23 protein-coding genes and 1 pseudogene are annotated in these 16775 nt (G+C 66.6%); 12 read left to right on the forward strand and 12 right to left on the reverse strand.

Annotated elements, in window-relative coordinates:
* Both AC5P66_RS04480 and AC5P66_RS04485 read right to left on the reverse strand, forming a co-directional pair.
* Nucleotides 1-978: a uroporphyrinogen-III C-methyltransferase gene (locus tag AC5P66_RS04480; protein ID WP_049439233.1), complete on the reverse strand. Its 978-nt coding sequence runs from the start codon at nucleotides 976-978 to the stop codon at nucleotides 1-3.
* A gap of 104 nt (nucleotides 979-1082) precedes the next feature.
* The gene (locus AC5P66_RS04485; RefSeq protein ID WP_235649690.1) at nucleotides 1083-1892 is read right to left on the reverse strand and encodes a uroporphyrinogen-III synthase; all 810 of its coding nucleotides are present in this window, start codon (nucleotides 1890-1892) and stop codon (nucleotides 1083-1085) included.
* A 35-nt stretch (nucleotides 1893-1927) separates the two neighbouring features.
* Here AC5P66_RS04485 and AC5P66_RS04490 point away from each other — a divergent pair, with 35 nt between their 5' ends.
* The 6 genes from AC5P66_RS04490 (at nucleotide 1928) to AC5P66_RS04515 (ending at nucleotide 5331) form a co-directional block, all read left to right on the forward strand.
* Nucleotides 1928-2395: a YiiD C-terminal domain-containing protein gene (locus AC5P66_RS04490; RefSeq protein ID WP_049439234.1), complete on the forward strand. Its 468-nt coding sequence runs from the start codon at nucleotides 1928-1930 to the stop codon at nucleotides 2393-2395.
* A gap of 32 nt (nucleotides 2396-2427) precedes the next feature.
* A complete protein-coding gene (locus AC5P66_RS04495) occupies nucleotides 2428-2853 on the forward strand; it encodes a hypothetical protein (protein WP_448140681.1) in 426 nt (141 codons plus the stop codon).
* Between the two features lie 57 nt (nucleotides 2854-2910).
* Entirely contained in the window at nucleotides 2911-3348 is a 438-nt protein-coding gene (locus AC5P66_RS04500) for a rhodanese-like domain-containing protein (protein ID WP_049416566.1), read from the forward strand.
* Between the two features lie 100 nt (nucleotides 3349-3448).
* Entirely contained in the window at nucleotides 3449-3967 is a 519-nt protein-coding gene (secB, locus tag AC5P66_RS04505) for a protein-export chaperone SecB (protein WP_005407596.1), read from the forward strand.
* Nucleotides 3968-3987: 20 nt separating this feature from the next.
* On the forward strand, nucleotides 3988-5013 hold the full coding sequence (locus AC5P66_RS04510; RefSeq protein WP_049416568.1) for an NAD(P)H-dependent glycerol-3-phosphate dehydrogenase: 1026 nt from the start codon (nucleotides 3988-3990) through the stop codon (nucleotides 5011-5013).
* Between the two features lie 183 nt (nucleotides 5014-5196).
* Nucleotides 5197-5331 (forward strand): hypothetical protein, encoded by a 135-nt coding sequence (locus AC5P66_RS04515; protein ID WP_258014920.1) that lies wholly within the window; start codon nucleotides 5197-5199, stop codon nucleotides 5329-5331.
* A gap of 13 nt (nucleotides 5332-5344) precedes the next feature.
* Here the strand turns inward: AC5P66_RS04515 and AC5P66_RS04520 are convergent, their stop codons facing one another.
* From AC5P66_RS04520 to AC5P66_RS04540, 5 genes and pseudogenes are all read right to left on the reverse strand, one after another.
* Nucleotides 5345-5719: a hypothetical protein gene (locus tag AC5P66_RS04520; RefSeq protein ID WP_049439243.1), complete on the reverse strand. Its 375-nt coding sequence runs from the start codon at nucleotides 5717-5719 to the stop codon at nucleotides 5345-5347.
* Nucleotides 5720-6205: 486 nt separating this feature from the next.
* Complete coding sequence (gene arsB / locus AC5P66_RS04525; RefSeq protein ID WP_099496085.1) at nucleotides 6206-7237, reverse strand: ACR3 family arsenite efflux transporter; 1032 nt, start codon at nucleotides 7235-7237, stop codon at nucleotides 6206-6208.
* Nucleotides 7238-7250: 13 nt separating this feature from the next.
* Entirely contained in the window at nucleotides 7251-7754 is a 504-nt protein-coding gene (locus AC5P66_RS04530) for an arsenate reductase ArsC (protein ID WP_241896217.1), read from the reverse strand.
* 36 nt (nucleotides 7755-7790) lie between these two features.
* Nucleotides 7791-8210: pseudogene (arsN2, locus tag AC5P66_RS04535) on the reverse strand (arsenic resistance N-acetyltransferase ArsN2); the annotation flags it as partial.
* A 1-nt stretch (nucleotide 8211) separates the two neighbouring features.
* Nucleotides 8212-8541 (reverse strand): ArsR/SmtB family transcription factor, encoded by a 330-nt coding sequence (locus AC5P66_RS04540; protein WP_099496087.1) that lies wholly within the window; start codon nucleotides 8539-8541, stop codon nucleotides 8212-8214.
* 17 nt (nucleotides 8542-8558) lie between these two features.
* On the opposite strand from AC5P66_RS04540, the gene arsH reads away from it, so the two are divergent.
* A complete protein-coding gene (gene arsH, locus AC5P66_RS04545; RefSeq protein ID WP_495216099.1) occupies nucleotides 8559-9287 on the forward strand; it encodes an arsenical resistance protein ArsH in 729 nt (242 codons plus the stop codon).
* Nucleotides 9288-9315: 28 nt separating this feature from the next.
* Here arsH and AC5P66_RS04550 read toward each other — a convergent pair whose 3' ends face one another.
* From AC5P66_RS04550 to AC5P66_RS04565, 4 genes are all read right to left on the reverse strand, one after another.
* Nucleotides 9316-9648, reverse strand: coding sequence for a hypothetical protein (locus AC5P66_RS04550; protein WP_238378540.1), 333 nt, complete (start codon nucleotides 9646-9648; stop codon nucleotides 9316-9318).
* A 199-nt stretch (nucleotides 9649-9847) separates the two neighbouring features.
* Nucleotides 9848-10534, reverse strand: a complete 687-nt coding sequence (locus tag AC5P66_RS04555) for a L,D-transpeptidase family protein (RefSeq protein WP_049416581.1) — start codon at nucleotides 10532-10534, stop codon at nucleotides 9848-9850.
* A 156-nt stretch (nucleotides 10535-10690) separates the two neighbouring features.
* Nucleotides 10691-10963, reverse strand: coding sequence for a hypothetical protein (locus AC5P66_RS04560; RefSeq protein ID WP_005420910.1), 273 nt, complete (start codon nucleotides 10961-10963; stop codon nucleotides 10691-10693).
* A 212-nt stretch (nucleotides 10964-11175) separates the two neighbouring features.
* Nucleotides 11176-12171: a DUF2268 domain-containing putative Zn-dependent protease gene (locus tag AC5P66_RS04565; RefSeq protein ID WP_049416582.1), complete on the reverse strand. Its 996-nt coding sequence runs from the start codon at nucleotides 12169-12171 to the stop codon at nucleotides 11176-11178.
* A 161-nt stretch (nucleotides 12172-12332) separates the two neighbouring features.
* Here AC5P66_RS04565 and AC5P66_RS04570 point away from each other — a divergent pair, with 161 nt between their 5' ends.
* The 4 genes from AC5P66_RS04570 (at nucleotide 12333) to AC5P66_RS04585 (ending at nucleotide 14615) form a co-directional block, all read left to right on the forward strand.
* Nucleotides 12333-12908, forward strand: coding sequence for an OmpO family porin (locus AC5P66_RS04570; protein ID WP_049416584.1), 576 nt, complete (start codon nucleotides 12333-12335; stop codon nucleotides 12906-12908).
* Nucleotides 12909-13031: 123 nt separating this feature from the next.
* A complete protein-coding gene (locus AC5P66_RS04575; protein ID WP_099496089.1) occupies nucleotides 13032-13799 on the forward strand; it encodes a helix-turn-helix transcriptional regulator in 768 nt (255 codons plus the stop codon).
* A gap of 67 nt (nucleotides 13800-13866) precedes the next feature.
* The gene (locus tag AC5P66_RS04580; RefSeq protein ID WP_049439257.1) at nucleotides 13867-14235 is read left to right on the forward strand and encodes a VOC family protein; all 369 of its coding nucleotides are present in this window, start codon (nucleotides 13867-13869) and stop codon (nucleotides 14233-14235) included.
* 53 nt (nucleotides 14236-14288) lie between these two features.
* On the forward strand, nucleotides 14289-14615 hold the full coding sequence (locus AC5P66_RS04585) for a hypothetical protein (RefSeq protein WP_099496090.1): 327 nt from the start codon (nucleotides 14289-14291) through the stop codon (nucleotides 14613-14615).
* A gap of 21 nt (nucleotides 14616-14636) precedes the next feature.
* Here AC5P66_RS04585 and AC5P66_RS04590 read toward each other — a convergent pair whose 3' ends face one another.
* Nucleotides 14637-15569 (reverse strand): DUF6624 domain-containing protein, encoded by a 933-nt coding sequence (locus tag AC5P66_RS04590; protein WP_049439259.1) that lies wholly within the window; start codon nucleotides 15567-15569, stop codon nucleotides 14637-14639.
* Nucleotides 15570-15771: 202 nt separating this feature from the next.
* Between AC5P66_RS04590 and AC5P66_RS04595 the strand changes: the two genes are divergently transcribed.
* A complete protein-coding gene (locus AC5P66_RS04595; RefSeq protein ID WP_099496091.1) occupies nucleotides 15772-16746 on the forward strand; it encodes a Dyp-type peroxidase in 975 nt (324 codons plus the stop codon).
* Nucleotides 16747-16775 lie beyond the last annotated feature (29 nt).

Here is a 16775-nt window from a genome sequence, read left to right on the forward strand (position 1 = left end):
TTACCTCCGGTCGGTCTGGGTGCGCAGTTGTTGCAGGGTGCTGCCAAGAACAGCGTCGCTGGCCTGCAGCGGAAGTTCACGCAGGGCCTTCAGTTCAGCACGTTGTGCGCGCAGGGCCGGTGAATCCGGCCAGCGCCGCTGTGCCCACTGTTCCACGCGGTCCAATGCGGTGTTGCGGCCCGCGCGGTCGCCGCGCTCGATCGCGGCGCGCGCCAAGGTCAGTTCCAGCTGCAGCGCATCGTCGGCGTTGCGCTGTTCGGCGGCAGTCAGTGGGCCGTTCTGGCGGCTCGGGGTGATGTCCACGAACGGTGCCAGCGTGGCCTGCCACCAGGGCTTGGCGGTGCTGCTGCCGGTCGTGCCGGTGATCTGCGAGGGCAGGCCCTGCAGCGCCCGGGCCACAGCATCCAGGCGCTGCAGCGACTGCACGCGCGGGCCGCTGCCGAGCGCATCCAGTGCCTCGCGCTCCTGCACCAGCGCCTGGCGCAGGTTCAGTCCCTCAGTGTCGGGCAGTTCGGCCAGCGCGGTGGCGGCCTGTGCATACAGGCGGCGTGCGCCGTCCACGTCGTCGGCGTAGTTCAGGCGCTGTGCGGCCTGGGTCAGCAGCAGCTCGGCCTCGTCGCGCTGCACCGCCTGGCGACCCTGGTTGGCGCTGTCGGCCAGCTTGGCCAGGTTCTCTTCCAGCAAAGCGCTGCGCTGCGAGAGCCCCAGCATCTCGTCGCGCAGCACGCGGTTGGTGGTCGCCGCGTCCTGCAGGCGCTGGCTGGTCGCACGCTGGTCACGGCGCAGCGCATCCAGCGTGGCCTCCAGGCCCTTCAGCTGTACGGCCGTGGTCTGTGCCTGCGCTTGCTGTTCGCGCTGTTGCTGCTGCCAGACGTACCAGCCGGCATAACCGCCCGCGCCGAGCACGACCACGGCGGCCAGCGGCAGCAGCCAGCGCACGGGTCGATGGGGTGGGGTTGCGGGCGGAGTATCGTTCATCGGGCTTCCTTGTCGGCAGCGTCGCCGGTGGAAGTCCGGCAGGCCGCGTTGTGCACAGCATCACCGTTGCCGACGGCAGCGGCAAGCGTGATCCACGTCCCTGTTCAGGTCGCTGCCGGGACGGTGAGCGTCGCGTGTGCAGCGGCCACCAGCTGCGCAGCGGTGGGGCCGGCGCTGCGTGTGATGCGCTGCAGGCCGAGCGCCTGCGCCTGTTCGCCGAGGCGGTCACTGGCAACCACCACGCGGGCAGACGCCCGCAGGCGCTGCTGCCCGGCCGGCGGAAGCTGTTGCCAGAAATGCTGCAGCGCTTCGCCACTGCTCACGGCCAGCACCCACGGCTGCGCTGAATGCGCCAATCGAGCCAGCGTTCGCGGGGGCAGTCGCAGCAGGCGACGCTGGTAGACGTCGGCACGTTCGATCGTGGCGCCGGCTGCGTGCAGCTGCGCAGCGATCAGGCCTCGCCCGCCGGGGGCGGTCACCAGGCCGATGCGCAGGCCGCGTACGTCGGCCAGCACCGGCATCGCCAGCAGCCCCTCGCTGTCCATCCGCTGCGGCGCATGCACCTCGTCGACGCCCAGTGCCTGCAGGGCACGCGCAGTGCCGTCGCCCACGGTCAGCCACGGGCTGCACTGCGCTTCGGCCAACGGCAGCAGCGATGCCGCTGCGGCGACAGCGGCCGGGCTGGTGAACACCACCCGGTCGCAGTTCAGCGCGCGTTGCAGCTGGCGCACCACAGCCGTGCCATGCAGGCGCTGCAGGCGCCAGGGCGCCAGGGCCAGGACATTCCCGCCCAGCCCGGCAACGGCGCGGCGCAGCGCCACGTTCTGGCCGCGCGGGCGCAGCGAGATCAGGGTCCAGCGCGGGCCGGAACGGGTGGCGCCAGTGGGTATCGTATGGTCGACCATTGCCTGCATTATGCGGGCCCTTCGTTGTCGTGGTCGCTGCTCCGATGTCCGTTGATGCCCTGACTTCCTCGTTGGCCGCCCTGCAGGACGTGCTGGACTGCATGCCGGCAGTGCGCGCCATGCAGATCCGCCTGGATGGCTATGCCGATGGCGTGCTGCGCATCACCGCGCCGCTCGCTGCCAACGTCAACGACAAGGGCAACGCCTTCGGCGGCAGCCTGGCCTCGGTGCTGACCCTGTCCGGCTGGGCCTTGGTCAGCCTGCGCCTGCGCCTGGCCGGCCACGATGCCGAGGTCTACGTGGCCGACAGCAACCTGCGCTACCTGGCCCCGGTCTACGAAGACCTGCACGCCCACGCCGAAGCGGCCGAGGCCACCGGCTGGGACGCCTTCCTGAACACCTTCCGGCAGCGCCGCAAGGCCCGCATCAGCATCATCGCCACCCAGCCCGGCGCCGATGGCCGGCCTGCCGCCGAGTTCAGCGGTCGCTTTGTTGCCTTCGCCAAAGGGTAGGATGGCAGGCTGACGTCCTGGGGAAACCACCGATGCGCCGCCTCATCCAGTTCCTGATGTGTTCCCTGCTGCTGGCCAGTGCCGTGGCCTCGGCCGACGACCTCAGCCGCAAGCAGCGCAAGCTGCTGGAAGAGACCCAGATCGCCTACGGCGCGACCATCCGCTGGGGCAGCATGGACGATGCCATCGGCTATCTCGACCCCAAGCTGCGCAAGGAAAAGCCGCCGACCGAGTTCGAGCTCAACCGTTACGCGCAGCTGCGCGTGTCGTCCTATCGCGAGCGCAGCAGTGCCTCACTGGACGGGGGACTGGTCGAGCGCCGGGTTGAAATCGGGGTGATCAACCAGAACACCCAGGCCGAGCGCACGGTGGTCGTGGTCGAGCGCTGGCGCTGGGACCCGGAGGCCAAGCGCTGGTGGCAGACCGCCGGCCTGCCGGACCTGTGGAAGGGGCAGTGACGGGCCGCGTCCGGCTTGTGCGACAATCGGCGCCCGCTTAATCGACCCGTGACCTGAGTGAATTACGAAGAGTTGCTGGCCTTTGCAGGCCGAAACCCGATGCTGTCCGCGGCCCTGGTCGGCCTGACCGTGGCCATCATCGTCACCGAGATCCGCCGCCTGTTCCGGGGCTTCAAGGGCATCAAGCCCGCCGAACTGACCCAGCTGATCAACGCGGGCGGCACGGTGGTGGTCGACCTGTCGGCCAGCGGTGACTTCGAAAAGGGCCACATTGCCGGCAGCCGCAATGCCCAGGCCAGTGCCTTCGGCCCGGAAAACAAGCTGGTGGCCAATGCCAAGCAGTCGCCGGTGGTGCTGGTGTGCCGCAGCGGCAACGCTTCGGAAACCGCCGCCAAGGCGCTGAAGAAGGCCGGCTTCGAAAAGGTCTACGTGCTCGATGGCGGCATTCCCGCCTGGCAGCAGGCCGAACTGCCGCTGGTCAAGGGCCGCAACTGATTGTCGCAGGTGGCGGATCCGGCCTTGTCTGGGCCTGGTCCCGCCCCCATCGCAGTAGTTCGACCATCGTTTTCATTGCATTCACCTGGAGTTACTGGAAATGTCCGAAGAGATCACCAACGGCGCCGCTGCGCCGGTCGATGCCGCTACCGGCCCCGCTTTCACCGTCGAGAAGATCTACGTCAAGGACGTCTCCTTCGAGTCGCCGAACGCGCCGACCATCTTCAATGACCAGGTGCAGCCGGAGCTGCAGCTGAACCTGAACCAGCAGGTGCAGCGCCTGGGTGAGAACGCCTTCGAAGTCGTGCTGGCCGTGACCCTGACCTGCCAGGCCGGTGAGCGCACCGCCTACGTGGCCGAAGTGAAGCAGGCCGGCGTGTTCGGCCTGGTCGGCCTGGACCCGCAGTCGATCGACGTGCTGCTCGGCACCCAGTGCCCGAACATCCTGTTCCCGTACGTGCGCCAGCTGATCAGCGACCTGATCCAGGCCGGCGGCTTCCCGCCGTTCTTCCTGCAGCCGATCAACTTCGAAGGCCTGTACGCAGAAACCCTGCGCCAGCGCCAGGAGCAGGGCGACGCACCGTCGCTGGCTGACTCCGAGCCGGCCGGCAACGCCTGATTCCTGCCGCGACGTCACGGATGAGCACTCCCGCTGACAAGATCGCCGTGCTGGGCGCCGGCTCCTGGGGAACCGCGCTGGCCAGCCTGCTCGCACGGCACGGTCACCCGACCGTGCTGTGGGGGCGCGATGCTGCCGTGGTCGACGCCATCGACCAGCGCCACGAGAACCCGCGTTACCTGCCGGGCATCCCGCTGCCGGACAGTCTGCGGGCTACCACCGACCTGGCGTCGGCGGTGCAGGGCGCGGCCTGGATCCTGGTGGTGACGCCGTCGCACGCGTTCGGTGAGACCGTGCGTGCGTTGGCGCCGCTGCGGCCGGCCGGTGCCGGCGTGGCCTGGGCCACCAAGGGCTTCGAACCCGGTTCGGGCCGTTTCCTGCATGAAGTGGCGCGCGAAGTGCTGGGTGAGGATGTGCCGCTGGCCGTTGTCACCGGGCCGTCGTTCGCCAAGGAAGTCACCCAGGGCCTGCCGACCGCGATCACCGTGCATGGCGACGTACCCGAGTTCGCGCAGACGGTGGCCGAGGCGATGCATGGCCCGGCGTTCCGCGCCTACACCGGCGACGACATGGTCGGTGCCGAGCTGGGCGGCGCGATGAAGAACGTGCTGGCCGTGGCCACCGGCGTGGCCGATGGCATGCAGCTGGGCCTCAACGCCCGTGCCGGCCTGATCACCCGTGGCCTCAACGAGATGCTGCGCTTGGCCGCTGCGATCGGCGCCAAGCCGGAAACGTTGATGGGCCTGGCCGGCCTGGGCGATCTGGTGCTGACCTGTACCGGCGACCTGTCGCGCAACCGCCGCCTGGGCCTGGCCCTGGGCCGTGGCCAGACGCTGCAGGATGCGGTGCGCGAAATCGGCCAGGTGGTCGAGTCGGTGCAGACCGCCGACGAAGTGATGCGACAGGCGCGCCGCCATGGCATCGACCTGCCGATCTCCGACGGTGTGCGTGCCGTGCTGCATGGCGAGCAGACCCCGGAAGAAGGCCTGCGCGCACTGCTGGCGCGGGAACAGAAACCGGAGTATCCGGACACGCTGTTCAAGTGAATCGAAAAACCCCGGCCACGTGCCGGGGTTTTTTTTGTGCGCGTGCCATCCACACATGGCGTGGATCTACGACGGAGCCCGCTTCTGGTAGCTGCCAACCTTGGTTGGTTCTATACCGCCTGCCAGGCCCACGACTGCCACGGCACCGCCTTGGCGATGCTGTATTCGCCGACGGAGGCGAAGATGGTCGGCCGTCTGACCGCGCGTTGTCGTGTGTGGTGGCTGGGTGAGCCGACGGCGGAACAGCGTGCGCAGATCGAACAACGCCAGCCACTGCAGGATGCCGCGTTGAAGGAAGACAGCGCACTCTGCGAGTGATGTGGCGCCCGCGTCATCCTTCCGGCTGCATGCGCGCGCTGGCCTGTGCGTTCATGGTCAGGCACGCCAGGATCAGCCCTTCCATCACCCGGTCGCCCACGTACTCGGCCTCCGTGCCGTTCTGACGCACGCGCTCGGCCGCCAGCAGCAGCTCCAGCGTCACGCGTTGGCCGGCCAGCGCACAGTCCGCATCGGCCAGCGCCATGCAACGGCCCGGCATCTGGTGACGCTCCGGCCAGGGTTGGCCATCGGCGGCCGCGCCTTTGCCGATGCGACGAAGCGTGGCGATGAAGGCATTCGGATCGGTCGCAGGCGCGTGCTCTGATGGCTCACCGTCAGTGGCGGATGTGCGATGCGGATGCAGGCGGGGGAAGTCCGGTGATGTCATGGCAGTGCTCCGTGCAGGACAGACGGCAGCCGCCACGTAAAGGTGGCGGGCGGAGACGTGGCTCGAAAACCGGGAGATCACGAACAAGACCGGCAGGCGCAAGGCCTCCACGCTCCGCCCGCCATAGCCGGCAGACGGAATGCCAGCCGGCGCCACGCGGGGTGACGCCGGCTGGCAAGCGCAAACAACGTTCGTGATCTAACGGGTTTTCGAGGCCCGGCCACCGATTTTCCGGTGGCCGGCCATCTGTACCGCTGTCGCTGCGCAACGCCAATCAGACAAGTTGTAAACAGCGTCTGATCGAAGACGCTTTCAGCATTCTTGCATGCTGTTAAGCCGTCGCTGACGCAGGTGCCGCAACGTCCGTAGCAGCATGGGGAATATGCGACATGGTTCGAACTTGATGACAGGGATATGGGTACCCCACCAAGCTGATGACGACAGTGCGGAGCGAAGAACGTAGATCGAACTCGCCCACTCTGGCTGTCAGCGCTCTTCGGGTCTTTCGTACCAGGCCTGAGTACGGTTCACGATCCGCACCACGGACAGCATGACCGGCACCTCGATCAGCACGCCCACCACCGTCGCCAGCGCAGCCCCCGAATGCACGCCGAACAGTCCCACCGCAGTCGCCACCGCCAGTTCGAAGAAGTTGCTGGCGCCAATCAGTGCTGACGGGCCGGCCACGCAATGTGCCACGCCCAGGCGGCGGTTGAGCAGGTAGGCCAGGCCCGAAGTGAAATAGACCTGGATCAGGATCGGCACGGCAATCAGCGCGATCACCAGCGGTTGCTTCACGATCTGCTGGCCCTGGAACCCGAACAGCAGCACCAGCGTCAGCAGCAGGGCGGACAGCGACAGCGGGCCCAGCCGTCGAAGCGCACGCTGCAGCCTCGCCTCGCCGCCACGCGAAAGGATCCAGCGCCGCAGCAACGCGGCCACCAGCACCGGCACCACGATGTAGAGGCCAACCGACAACAGCAGGGTGTCCCACGGCACGGTGATCGCCGACAGGCCGAGCAGCAGTGCAACCACCGGTGCGTAAGCGACCACCATGATCGCGTCGTTCAACGCCACCTGGCTCAGGGTGAAATTCGCATCGCCACGGCACAGGTTGCTCCACACGAACACCATGGCGGTGCAGGGCGCGGCTGCCAGCAGGATCAGCCCGGCGATGTAGCTGTCGATCTGTGCTGCGGGCAACCAGACGGCGAAAGCATGGCGCAGGAACAGCCAGCCCAGCAGCGCCATCGAGAACGGCTTCACGGCCCAGTTGATGAACAGCGTCACCCCGATACCCTTCCAGTGCTGCTGCAACTGGCGCATCGCAGTGAAGTCGACCTTCAGCAGCATCGGGATGATCATCAGCCAGATCAGCGCGGCAACCGGCAGGTTGACCTTGGCCACTTCGGCGGAGGCCAGCGCCGCGAAAGCACCGGGCAGGACGTGGCCCAGCAGCGTGCCCATCGCAATGCACAGCACAACCCACAGCGTCAGGTGGCGCTCGAACAGACTCATGGCAGTGGCACCGTCACTGCGCGCTGTCGGTCGGCAGCAGCTGGCCGATCCGGTCCAGCGCGTGCTGCAGCGCTTCGCGTTCGGACCACACCGAGTCGGGCAGTGCGAGCAGCGCACGCAGGCGCGTTTTCACGATGGCATGGGCCAGTGCGAAGGCTGCGGCCTTGTCGGCACCGGTGCCTTCCACGGCGGCCGGATCGGGCAGGCCCCAGTGGCTGCGGATGAAGTCACCGAACACCACAGGGCAGGCTTCGGCAGCGGCCGCGTCACACACGGTGATCACCAGGTCCATCGGGGCTGCATCCACGAACTCATCCCACGACTTGCTGCGCAGACTCTCAATGGGCATTCCTTCGGCGTGCAACTGGGCGAGCGCGAAGGGATTGATCTGGCCAGTGGGCTGGCTGCCCGCACTGAAAGCCCTGAAGCGATCGCCGCCCCAGGCGCGCAGGGTGGCTTCAGCCAGCACGCTGCGCGCGCTGTTGCCGGTGCAGAGGAACAGGACATTGCGGGTCATGTGGCTTCCGTGGTCAGTGAGTGGCTTGGACATGCAAAGCGCGCTGGCCGGGCAGAGACAAGTGAACTCGGCAGAGCTGCGGATCGCCTCGGCTATCTGCGCGCGATCGCATCCGGCATAGCCGTGCCGCGCGAACCACGGGCCTGCCGACGTTGTCAGCAACACCAGTTCCCAGACCTGCATACGGTGGGCCATCTCTTCGGCCGCTGCCAGCAACGCGCGCCCAAGGCCGGTATTGCGTCGGTCATCGGACACCACCAGGGAGCGAAGCAGGGCCGACGCGCCGAAGATCTGCAATCCAACGGCACCCACCGGAACGCCGTCGAGGTCTGCGACGAGAAACGCCACCTCGCTGCTTTCCAGATCGGCCACGGGCAACTGCGCCTGCTGCAGAAGGTCGCGGATGGAGCACACGTCGTCGCGCGTGCCTGCACGAATCACCGGGTCGGGTTTCATCTCAGCACCTGCATGCCGGTTCGCTCACCGCGCACCGCGCATCCGGGGAGCCCGCGCAGCAGTTGTGCGTCAGGTACTGGATCAAGCCGTTCATCGCATCGAAGTTGGCGCGGTAGCAGACGTGGCGACCTTGGCTTTCGCTCGCCACCAGCCCAGCCTGCACCAGCTCCTTCAGGTGGAAGCTGAGCGTGGCTGGAGGCACCTGCAGGGCCGTGGCGATGTCGCCCGCCATGCGCCCTGCCGGGCCCGCCTCCACCAGCAGGCGGAAGGCAGCCAGGCGGGTGGCATGGCCGAGGGCGATCAGGGCGGTGATTGCATTCGACGTTTCCATATTTCTAGAATAGTCGAATGAATGTGCCAATCACAAGCCCGGACCTGCCCAACCTGGCGGAATCGTCATTGCCCCAGCCCGATCATCACCAGCTCGCCGCGGCAGATCTGGGGCCGCCACGCATTCTCCTGCTCTACGGCTCGCTGCGGCCCCAGTCGTTCAGCCGCAAGCTGGTGCTGGAAGCCGAGCGGCTGCTGCGCCACCTGGGGTGCGAAACCCGGGTGTTCGATCCGCATGCGCTGCCGATGCTGGACAGCGTGGATTCGAGTCATCCCGAAGTGCAGCGGCTGCGCGCCTGGTCGCAGTGGTCGGAAGGGCAGGTCTGGGTCAGCCCCGAGCGGCATGGCACGGTCACCGGCGTGTTCAAGAACCAGATCGATTGGTTGCCGCTGGAAGATGGCAGCGTGCGGCCCACGCAGGGCAGGACGCTGGCGGTGATGCAGGTGAGTGGCGGCTCGCAGTCGTTCAATACGGTCAACACGTTGCGCTTGCTCGGCCGCTGGATGCGCATGCTGACCATCCCCAACCAGTCGTCGGTGGCCAAGGCCTGGCAGGAATTCGATGACGACGGCCGGATGAAGCCCTCGCCGTACTACGATCGGGTGGTGGACGTGATGGAAGAGCTGGTGAAGTTCACGCTGCTGACGCGGGGCCGGTCGGACTACCTGGTAGACCGCTACAGCGAGCGGAAGGGCGACGCGCACGCCGCGGCATTGGCGCGGGCTGCAGAGGCTACGGCTTCCTGATCCTCATTGGTGCCGATGTGAGGCACGCTCACCCAAGCAGCCTCTTCACCCTTGAAGCTGCAAGGCGGATGATCACCACATAAGCCAGCAACATGCCGGTGCCGATGCCCATTACTTCGATTTCCCAGTTGCGGCGGTAGGGAGAAGGGCCCATGAAGGCCCACGCCAGAAGCACCGCCGCAATCAGCAAGGCGCTGCGATTGGCCTTCGAAATGAGCTCATCTTCGGTCGCGTGCCCCATGTTCGGATCCCAGGAACCGAGCAGCCATCCCAGGCCACGCAGGTACTCGCGCGCCACGAAGAACAGGAAGACGAATACGCCACCCATCGTGCTCAGCAGAAACTGGAAGAGTGGGTCCACCGGCGGCCTCTTGGACGAGGCAGGCATTGCCTCGCAGGATCATCAACGGGCGCAGTATGCCAGCGCGCCGCGCCTCGGGGGGCACCCGGTCTCATAGGCAGGCGGCTTTCCACGAGCAGACTGTGCATCGCAGCCGCCCCGGCGGCCGGGCATGGCCCAGGCATGTGCCCACAACGCCCAGAGCGGACGCACAAACGCACTACTCGCCAGCGTGCTGTGCGGTCTTCTTTTCGTCGCCATCCGCGGCGGCACGGCTCTGCGCGAACGCCGGGAACGTCTTCGCGATCGAATCCTTGTCCGGCAGGATGTAGAACACGCCGCCCTTCTCGAACGTGGAGTGCACGATCTGCTCGTAGAACGCCGGCGAGACGTTGATGCAGCCGTGGGTGACGCGATTGTCGTCCGGCGTCGGCGTTGCCAGTCGTTCGGCACGCTTTTCCTTCGGGCTGCCCGGCGGCAGCGGATGCATCGACACGGCGGAATCGTAGTCCACCCACAGCACGCGCCCGGCATCGTCGGAGGGGCCATAGGCACCAATGAAGCGGCCTGCAGGCGTGGTGCGGTCGTGGCCGGGAATCGCGCTCAGGGCAAGCTTGGCGACGCCGGGTGCGGAATGATCGCCGATGGCCGAACCGAACAGCGCTGGCGCGGCGCCGCGCAGCTTGCCGTCGCCGCCGAAGACCAGGACCTGCGCGGCAGCCTTGTCCATGATCGCGAACGGATAGCCCTGGTTGTCCTTGCTGGCGACCACCCAGCCGGCCAGCTCGATCACCGTTTCGGAGACGCTCTGGTCGGGCGGAAGTTCATCAACGGCGGCCGACGGTGGTGCGGGTGCGTCCTTGTCCCTGGCGTTGGCTACGCCGCTGCATGCAACGGCCAGTGCCATGGCCAGTGCGGCATGGAGGGCGCGGCGTGCAGGGGAGGAGGAGGTACGAATGGGACGGCTCCTGGCAATGCAATCTTGGTGGAAGGACGCCAGTGGCCGGTGAGGGCCACTGGTTCCCGATACAGAGGTGGATCAATTCAAACGGTGAGGGAACGATCAGCCGCGCGGCTTGCGTCCGACGGGAGCCCTTTCAAGCTGCTGCACGCGGCCTTCGATCTGGTCCAGGCGCTGATTGGCCTGCTGTGCCGACTGGTTGGCGGACTCGGCACTCTGTGCAGCGCCCTGCACCTTTACATCGAGCTGATCGAGGCGCGAGTTGATGGTTGCGAACTCGTCCTTGTAGGTGGCACAAGCGCCAAGGCTCACGGTGGCGATGAGCGCTACAGCAAGTGCGCGGGCCGTCTTCATGTGTTGCGGGTTCAGGTTCATTGCACTCCCTCCTTCGTCTGGGGAAGCTGGAATATAGCGGCGTTTGTTCCCCACGCTGACAAGCGCTTTCAGCTGAAGTTGGAAGACGTGGAAGGGTTGTGAAATATGTTCGTCAGCGAAGCTTAACGAGTGAGATCAGGCGAGCTGATGTGCACAGAGGCGACGGCCTTGCGGTTGCTCGAATCGCCCAATTCATCAGCCTGAAGACGGCCTCATTCCTGGCCGTTTTCCACTGGCCCACACGCCGGGCGCCATTCACTTGCGGCGAACAATGCCGGCGCACTTTCCGGGCGCACCTCCAGCAGCGTGGCGACGGCACCGGCTTTGTCATCGGCGCGGGCAACGTAGTCAGCGGCAATGCGGTAGCCGATCCAGTAGCCAAGATCGCCGCGGCGCGTTTCGTCGCCCGCTCCGTTGTAGAGCCATTGCGACAGATCAGTACCGGCGCTGTCCCGGGCGAACTGGCGTTCCAGGGCGCATTCGCGGCCCTGCGTCCAACGACGCAGATGCGCGTTGGCCGGTTGCCCGGAGATCAGCTCGGTCACGTACTCGGCGCCTCCTTCCAGCAGCGTCTGATAGAGCAGGGTCGGTTGCGCAACGTCCGCGGCTGCGCCCGGCTGCTGGATGTGTACATACTCATGGGCGATCAGGTGCACGAAACGGTCGCTCACATCGGCCTGCATCCAGTCGGCGTTGCACAGTGCTTCCAGTCCGATCACCACGCCGTCGGGCGTGGTGACACCGCCGCTGTTGCCCCGACCCACCAGCACGGTGACCGGCGGAAAACGTGCGGAGGGAAGCAGGGTGCCCAACCGATCGAGCGCCTTGGCAACCCGCTCGCGGATCTCCGGCAGCGCCGTCGCACAGGTACGTGCTTTGGCAAACAGCGCAGGTTTGTGCTGGATCGCATCTGCAAGACGATCCATCGAGCCGATACGGCTGTCAGTGAAGCTGCGTAGTGCATCCGTACCCGCATGCAGATAGCCACGCTGCAGATCGTCGGCACTCGGCTTGCCTCCGCTTGCATCCAGCACGTTGAAGAAGCGCGTGACATCGTCGGTCTGAATCACGATGCGCCCGGAAGGGCGGGTTCGCTCGGCTGCGTTGGCTACCTGCAGCATCATCGGCAGGGCGAAGAGCAGCAACGCCCGCGCTGTGCGTCGGGCATGCAGCGGAAACAGCAGTGACGGGATGGCTACGTGCGGCATGAGGAGTTCCCTGAACGCCAGCCTTATTTATACACCAGTCAGTTCAATATTCAGGGCCGATTAGACCCCCTAACGGATAATTCACACCTGTCGACCGCCTCCTCTCTCTCCCCCTCCCGGGAGGCGGCCGACGAAACCAAAATAATTAAAGGTGTGTCCCGATGAACAAGAATTCGCTGCTCGCCCTGGGCCTTCTGGCTGCTCTGCCGTTCGCTGCATCGGCAACCGATGGCCTGTCGTACAACTACGTTGAAGGCGGCTACGTGAACACCGATGCCAAGGGCGGCGACGCCGATGGTTGGAAGGTGAAGGGTTCCGTGGCGGTGCACCCGAACTTCCACATCTTCGGCGACTACAGCGCGCAGGAGACCGACACGTTCAAGAATGACGTCGACCAGTGGCGCATCGGTGCCGGCTACAACTACGGTATCGCACCGAACACCGACCTGGTGGCCCGCGTCGCGTACCAGAAGTTCGACATGAAGCACGGCCTGGACTTCAACGGCTACTCGACCGAGGTCGGCGTGCGCACCGCGTTCAACCCGTACGTGGAAGGCTACGTGATGGCCGGCTACGAGGACTACGCCAAGAAGCACGGCATCAACCCGGACGGCGAGTTCTACGGCCGCGTCGGCGCCACCGCCAAGTTCAACCAGAACTGGGGCCTGAGTGGCGAAGTGAAGCTGGCCAAGGCCGGCGACCGCGAGTGGTTCGTGGGCCCGCGCTTCACCTGGTAACAAACGCCCGTCGTTAGAGCGTGTTGTGCTGGCGTGTGACTCTCTCTCTCTCCCACACGCCAACCGAAGCCCGGCCTCGCGCCGGGCTTCACTTTTATGGGCCCTGTGGCGCCACAATGCGGCATGGGCGACCCTTCCTCTCTCGCAGGTACCGGCACGGCCTACCAGGAGCATCTGGCGCCTGCGCCGCTGCGTGGCCACTTTGGCCAGTTGTGGCAGAGCCAGCTTCCTGCCGATGCCGACGGGCACATCACCGTATTGCCCGATGGCTGCGTGGACATCCTCTGGCGCGACGGTGCGCTGTTCGTCGTCGGCCCGGACCGCGTGGCCGCGCACCCGGCGCTGGCACCCGGTGCACAGGTGCTGGGCGCACGCTTCCGTCCCGGCCAGGCATTGGCCGCGCTGGGCCTTCCCCTGGCCGGGATCATCGGCCAGGCCGTGCCACTGGCTGATCTGAAGGGCATGTGGGCGAAGAAGGCTGCGGCCTCCATCGGCGACACCGCGCCTGCGCTGCGCCTGCAGCGGATGGCGCACTGCCTGCAGCAGCATATGGGTGCGTCCGCGCTCGATACTTCGGCGCAGCGTGCACATGTTCTGTTCCGGTCGCTCGCCGCGGGTGACGCCACGCTGGATATGCTGGCGGCGCACTTGAGCCTGAGCCCGCGCAGCCTGCGACGTTTCAGCCAGTTGCAGTTCGGCTACGGCGCCAAGACGCTGGAGCGGATCCTGCGCCTGCAACGCTTTCTGCGCCACAGCCGTGCGCTGCCGCAGCACTCGCTGGCGATGCTGGCCGCAGAGGCCGGCTATGCCGACCAGGCCCACCTCAGCCGCGAGGCGCGCGAGCTTGCCAGCATGACCGCACGCGAACTGCGCCTCGAATGGGGCCAATGATGGCCGTTTCGTTCAAGACCGCGGTGCCGCGCTGATTGAAGCTGGGCTCCCACCCAGGAGCTATGCCATGAGCCATGCCGCTACTCACGATGCCGAACGCCGCATCGACAACATCGAATTCAACGTCGCCGACATTGCCCGCAGCAAACGCTTCTACGGCGAGGTGTTCGGCTGGCATTTCACCGACTACGGCGCGGCCTACACCGAGTTCGACGACGGCCGTCTGAAAGGTGGCTTCGTGGCCGACGCGCCGGTGCGTGCCCACGGGGGGCCGCTGGTGATCCTCTACTGCGCGGACCTGGCCGATGCACAGCAACGCGTGATCACTGCCGGTGGCGAGGTGGTGCTGGCGGTGTTCGCCTTCCCCGGTGGCCGCCGCTTCCAGTTCCGCGATCTGGATGGCTACGAGCTGGCGGTCTGGAGTGACGCGACCTGAACCTGCTGATACCCGCCGCGGAGCATGCATACTGGGCCGAGCCAGGAGTATGCATGCTGATCCCCATTTCCGCGTATGTGCAGCAGGCCGACGGCAATACCGTGCAGGTGGTGGTGCTGGACGCAGACGCGCGTGCGGCGTTGCAGGCACTCGGCGTGGCGGGGCAGGCGGCGACATTGTGCGCCGAAGTGGGCGACGACATCGGCAAAGCCCGCTTGTTCGCTGCCCTGCGTGACCGGGGCGTAGCGTTCTTGGCCGGTCGCGAATGGAGCCCGGCCGAGGTGTTTGCCTGGCTTCGCGACCGCGGTCTGCTCGAAGGTCCGTATCTGCGCATCGCCTGGACCGACCCACGGCAGTACGTTGTCTGCATCGACCCGTGATGCGTCCAGGCTGATACGGCCCTAGCGGACTGGCTTGCGATACGCCTCCGACAGCGTGGCCTTGTACTGCGCCAGCGGTTGCAGCCCCATGGCCTGGCGCCGTGCGTCCAGCCCGTCCATGTCTTCGGTGGGCCGCAGCTCCATCGTGCCGTCGCCGGCGGTGGTGAACTGGCTGCCGTAACGCTGCGGCTTGCCCTGCGCGAGCAGTACGCGATCGGTCAGCAACGCCAGATCGGGAAGATCGGCCTCGCCGGCCTTCGCCGCATGTTCGATCAGCGGCAGCACCTGTGCCTGGAACGCGGGATCGTGATCGGCGTGCTGGACGATCAGCCAGGCCGCCTTGGCCCCGTCATGGCCGACCCGCGAATAGGTCGGCCAGCCCTTGTCGGCAATCATGGTCTTCAACCAATCGGCATTGGCCTGGGCCACCGGTGCTACGCCCTTGAACGCATTGCCACCCCCCGCGTCGATGGCCACATGCTGGGCGGCCTGGTCACGTGCGGCGCGCTCCAGCAGCTCTTTGCGCAACGGGGCGTCCAGTTGCGCGAGGCGTTGCTGCTCGGCGGCTTCCACGCGCCGCTGCATGTCCGGCCACGCCGGATCGGCGCGCAGGGCGTTCAGGCCCGGCCGATCCTTGTGCAGCAGATCATCGAATGACAGGCGCCCGCGGGGCAGCAGTTGGTTCACGTAGTCCATTGCCTGGCTGCGGTCGCCGGCAGCGGCCGTGCATTCCACCAGCAGCAGCTCGCCGCCGTCGGGGAAGCGGCCACCACGCTGCAACAGCTCGCCGAGCAGCCGCGCGCATGCGCTGAAGTCATCGGCGCCGTAGCGATCGAGGGCGGTGAAGAAGGGATCCTCGGCAGCGGCGTGCGCGCCAAGCGGTGTGCCCAGCGCCAGAGCGAGGGCCACGGTTGTGGCGGATGCGCGCAGCCACTGCATCGATGTATGGGACATCAGCGTCTTCCTCCGTGAAGTGCAGGGATGGCCACGTGCTGCCGGCCTCATGGCGCAGGCTAGCAGCGTCATGGCGCCGTCTCAAACGCACGCGGTATCCGCCGCAACCTGAGAACCGCTCCGTCGCCGATCAGGAGCTTCGGCTATGATCGCCCCCACATCGCCGCACGCGAAGCGCCCGCCTCAAGCCCGCAGGAATACCGTGAACACCCAGCCCGTCCAGATCACCGCCCTCAACCACACGCTCGACAACGAGCCGCAGCAGATCACCGCGCCGCTCACCCATTCGGCGGCGTTCCTGGTGCTGAAGGTGAAGGACGACGAGGCGTCGATCGCCAAGGCGCGCGAGGTGCTGGCCAGTACCGACGATCTGATCAAGAACACCGCCATCCGCGAGATCGAGCGCACCTTCACCTGCAACGTGGCCATCGGCCATCGCGTGTGGCAGCCGCTGGTAGGGTCCACGCCGCCACGCGAGCTGAAGCCGTTCCGCGAGATCAAGGGCGCGACCCACACCGCTGTGTCCACGCCGGGTGACCTGCTGTACCACATCCGCGCACGTACCATGGACCTGATCGTGGCGTTCGAGCGCAACCTGCTGATGGCCTTCGGTGATGCGGTCGAAGCGGTCGATGACGTGGCCGGCTTCCGCTACTTCGATGGCCGCGACCTGCTCGACTTCGTCGATGGCACCGCCAACCCGGAAGGACTGTCGCTGCCGGAAGCCACCATTGTTGGCGATGAAGACCCGGAGCATGCCGGTGGCAGCTACGTGGTGGTGCAGAAGTACCTGCACAACCTCGATGCCTGGCGCGCGCAGAAGACCGAGGCGCAGGAGGCGATCATCGGCCGCACCAAGCACGACAACATCGAGCTGGATGATGCGCCGGCCGATGCGCAGAAATCGCACAAGACGCTGTGCACCATCGAAGACGCTGACGGCGAGCACGAGATCCTGCGTGACAACATGCCGTTCGCCAACCCGGGCCGTGGCGAGTACGGCACCTACTTCATCGGCTACACGCGCCGCCTGTGGGTGATCGAGAAGATGCTCGAGCGCATGTTCATCGGCAATCCCGCGCCGCTGCACGACCGCATCCTCGATTTCTCCACCGCCACCACCGGCGTGACCTTCTTCGCGCCCTCGCGCAAGGTGCTGGCCGACCTGGGCGAGTGATCGCGCCGGGCCGACCGCCATCTGCCTGT

It is taken from the genome of Stenotrophomonas sp. YJH_SMC_122 (assembly GCF_059369535.1).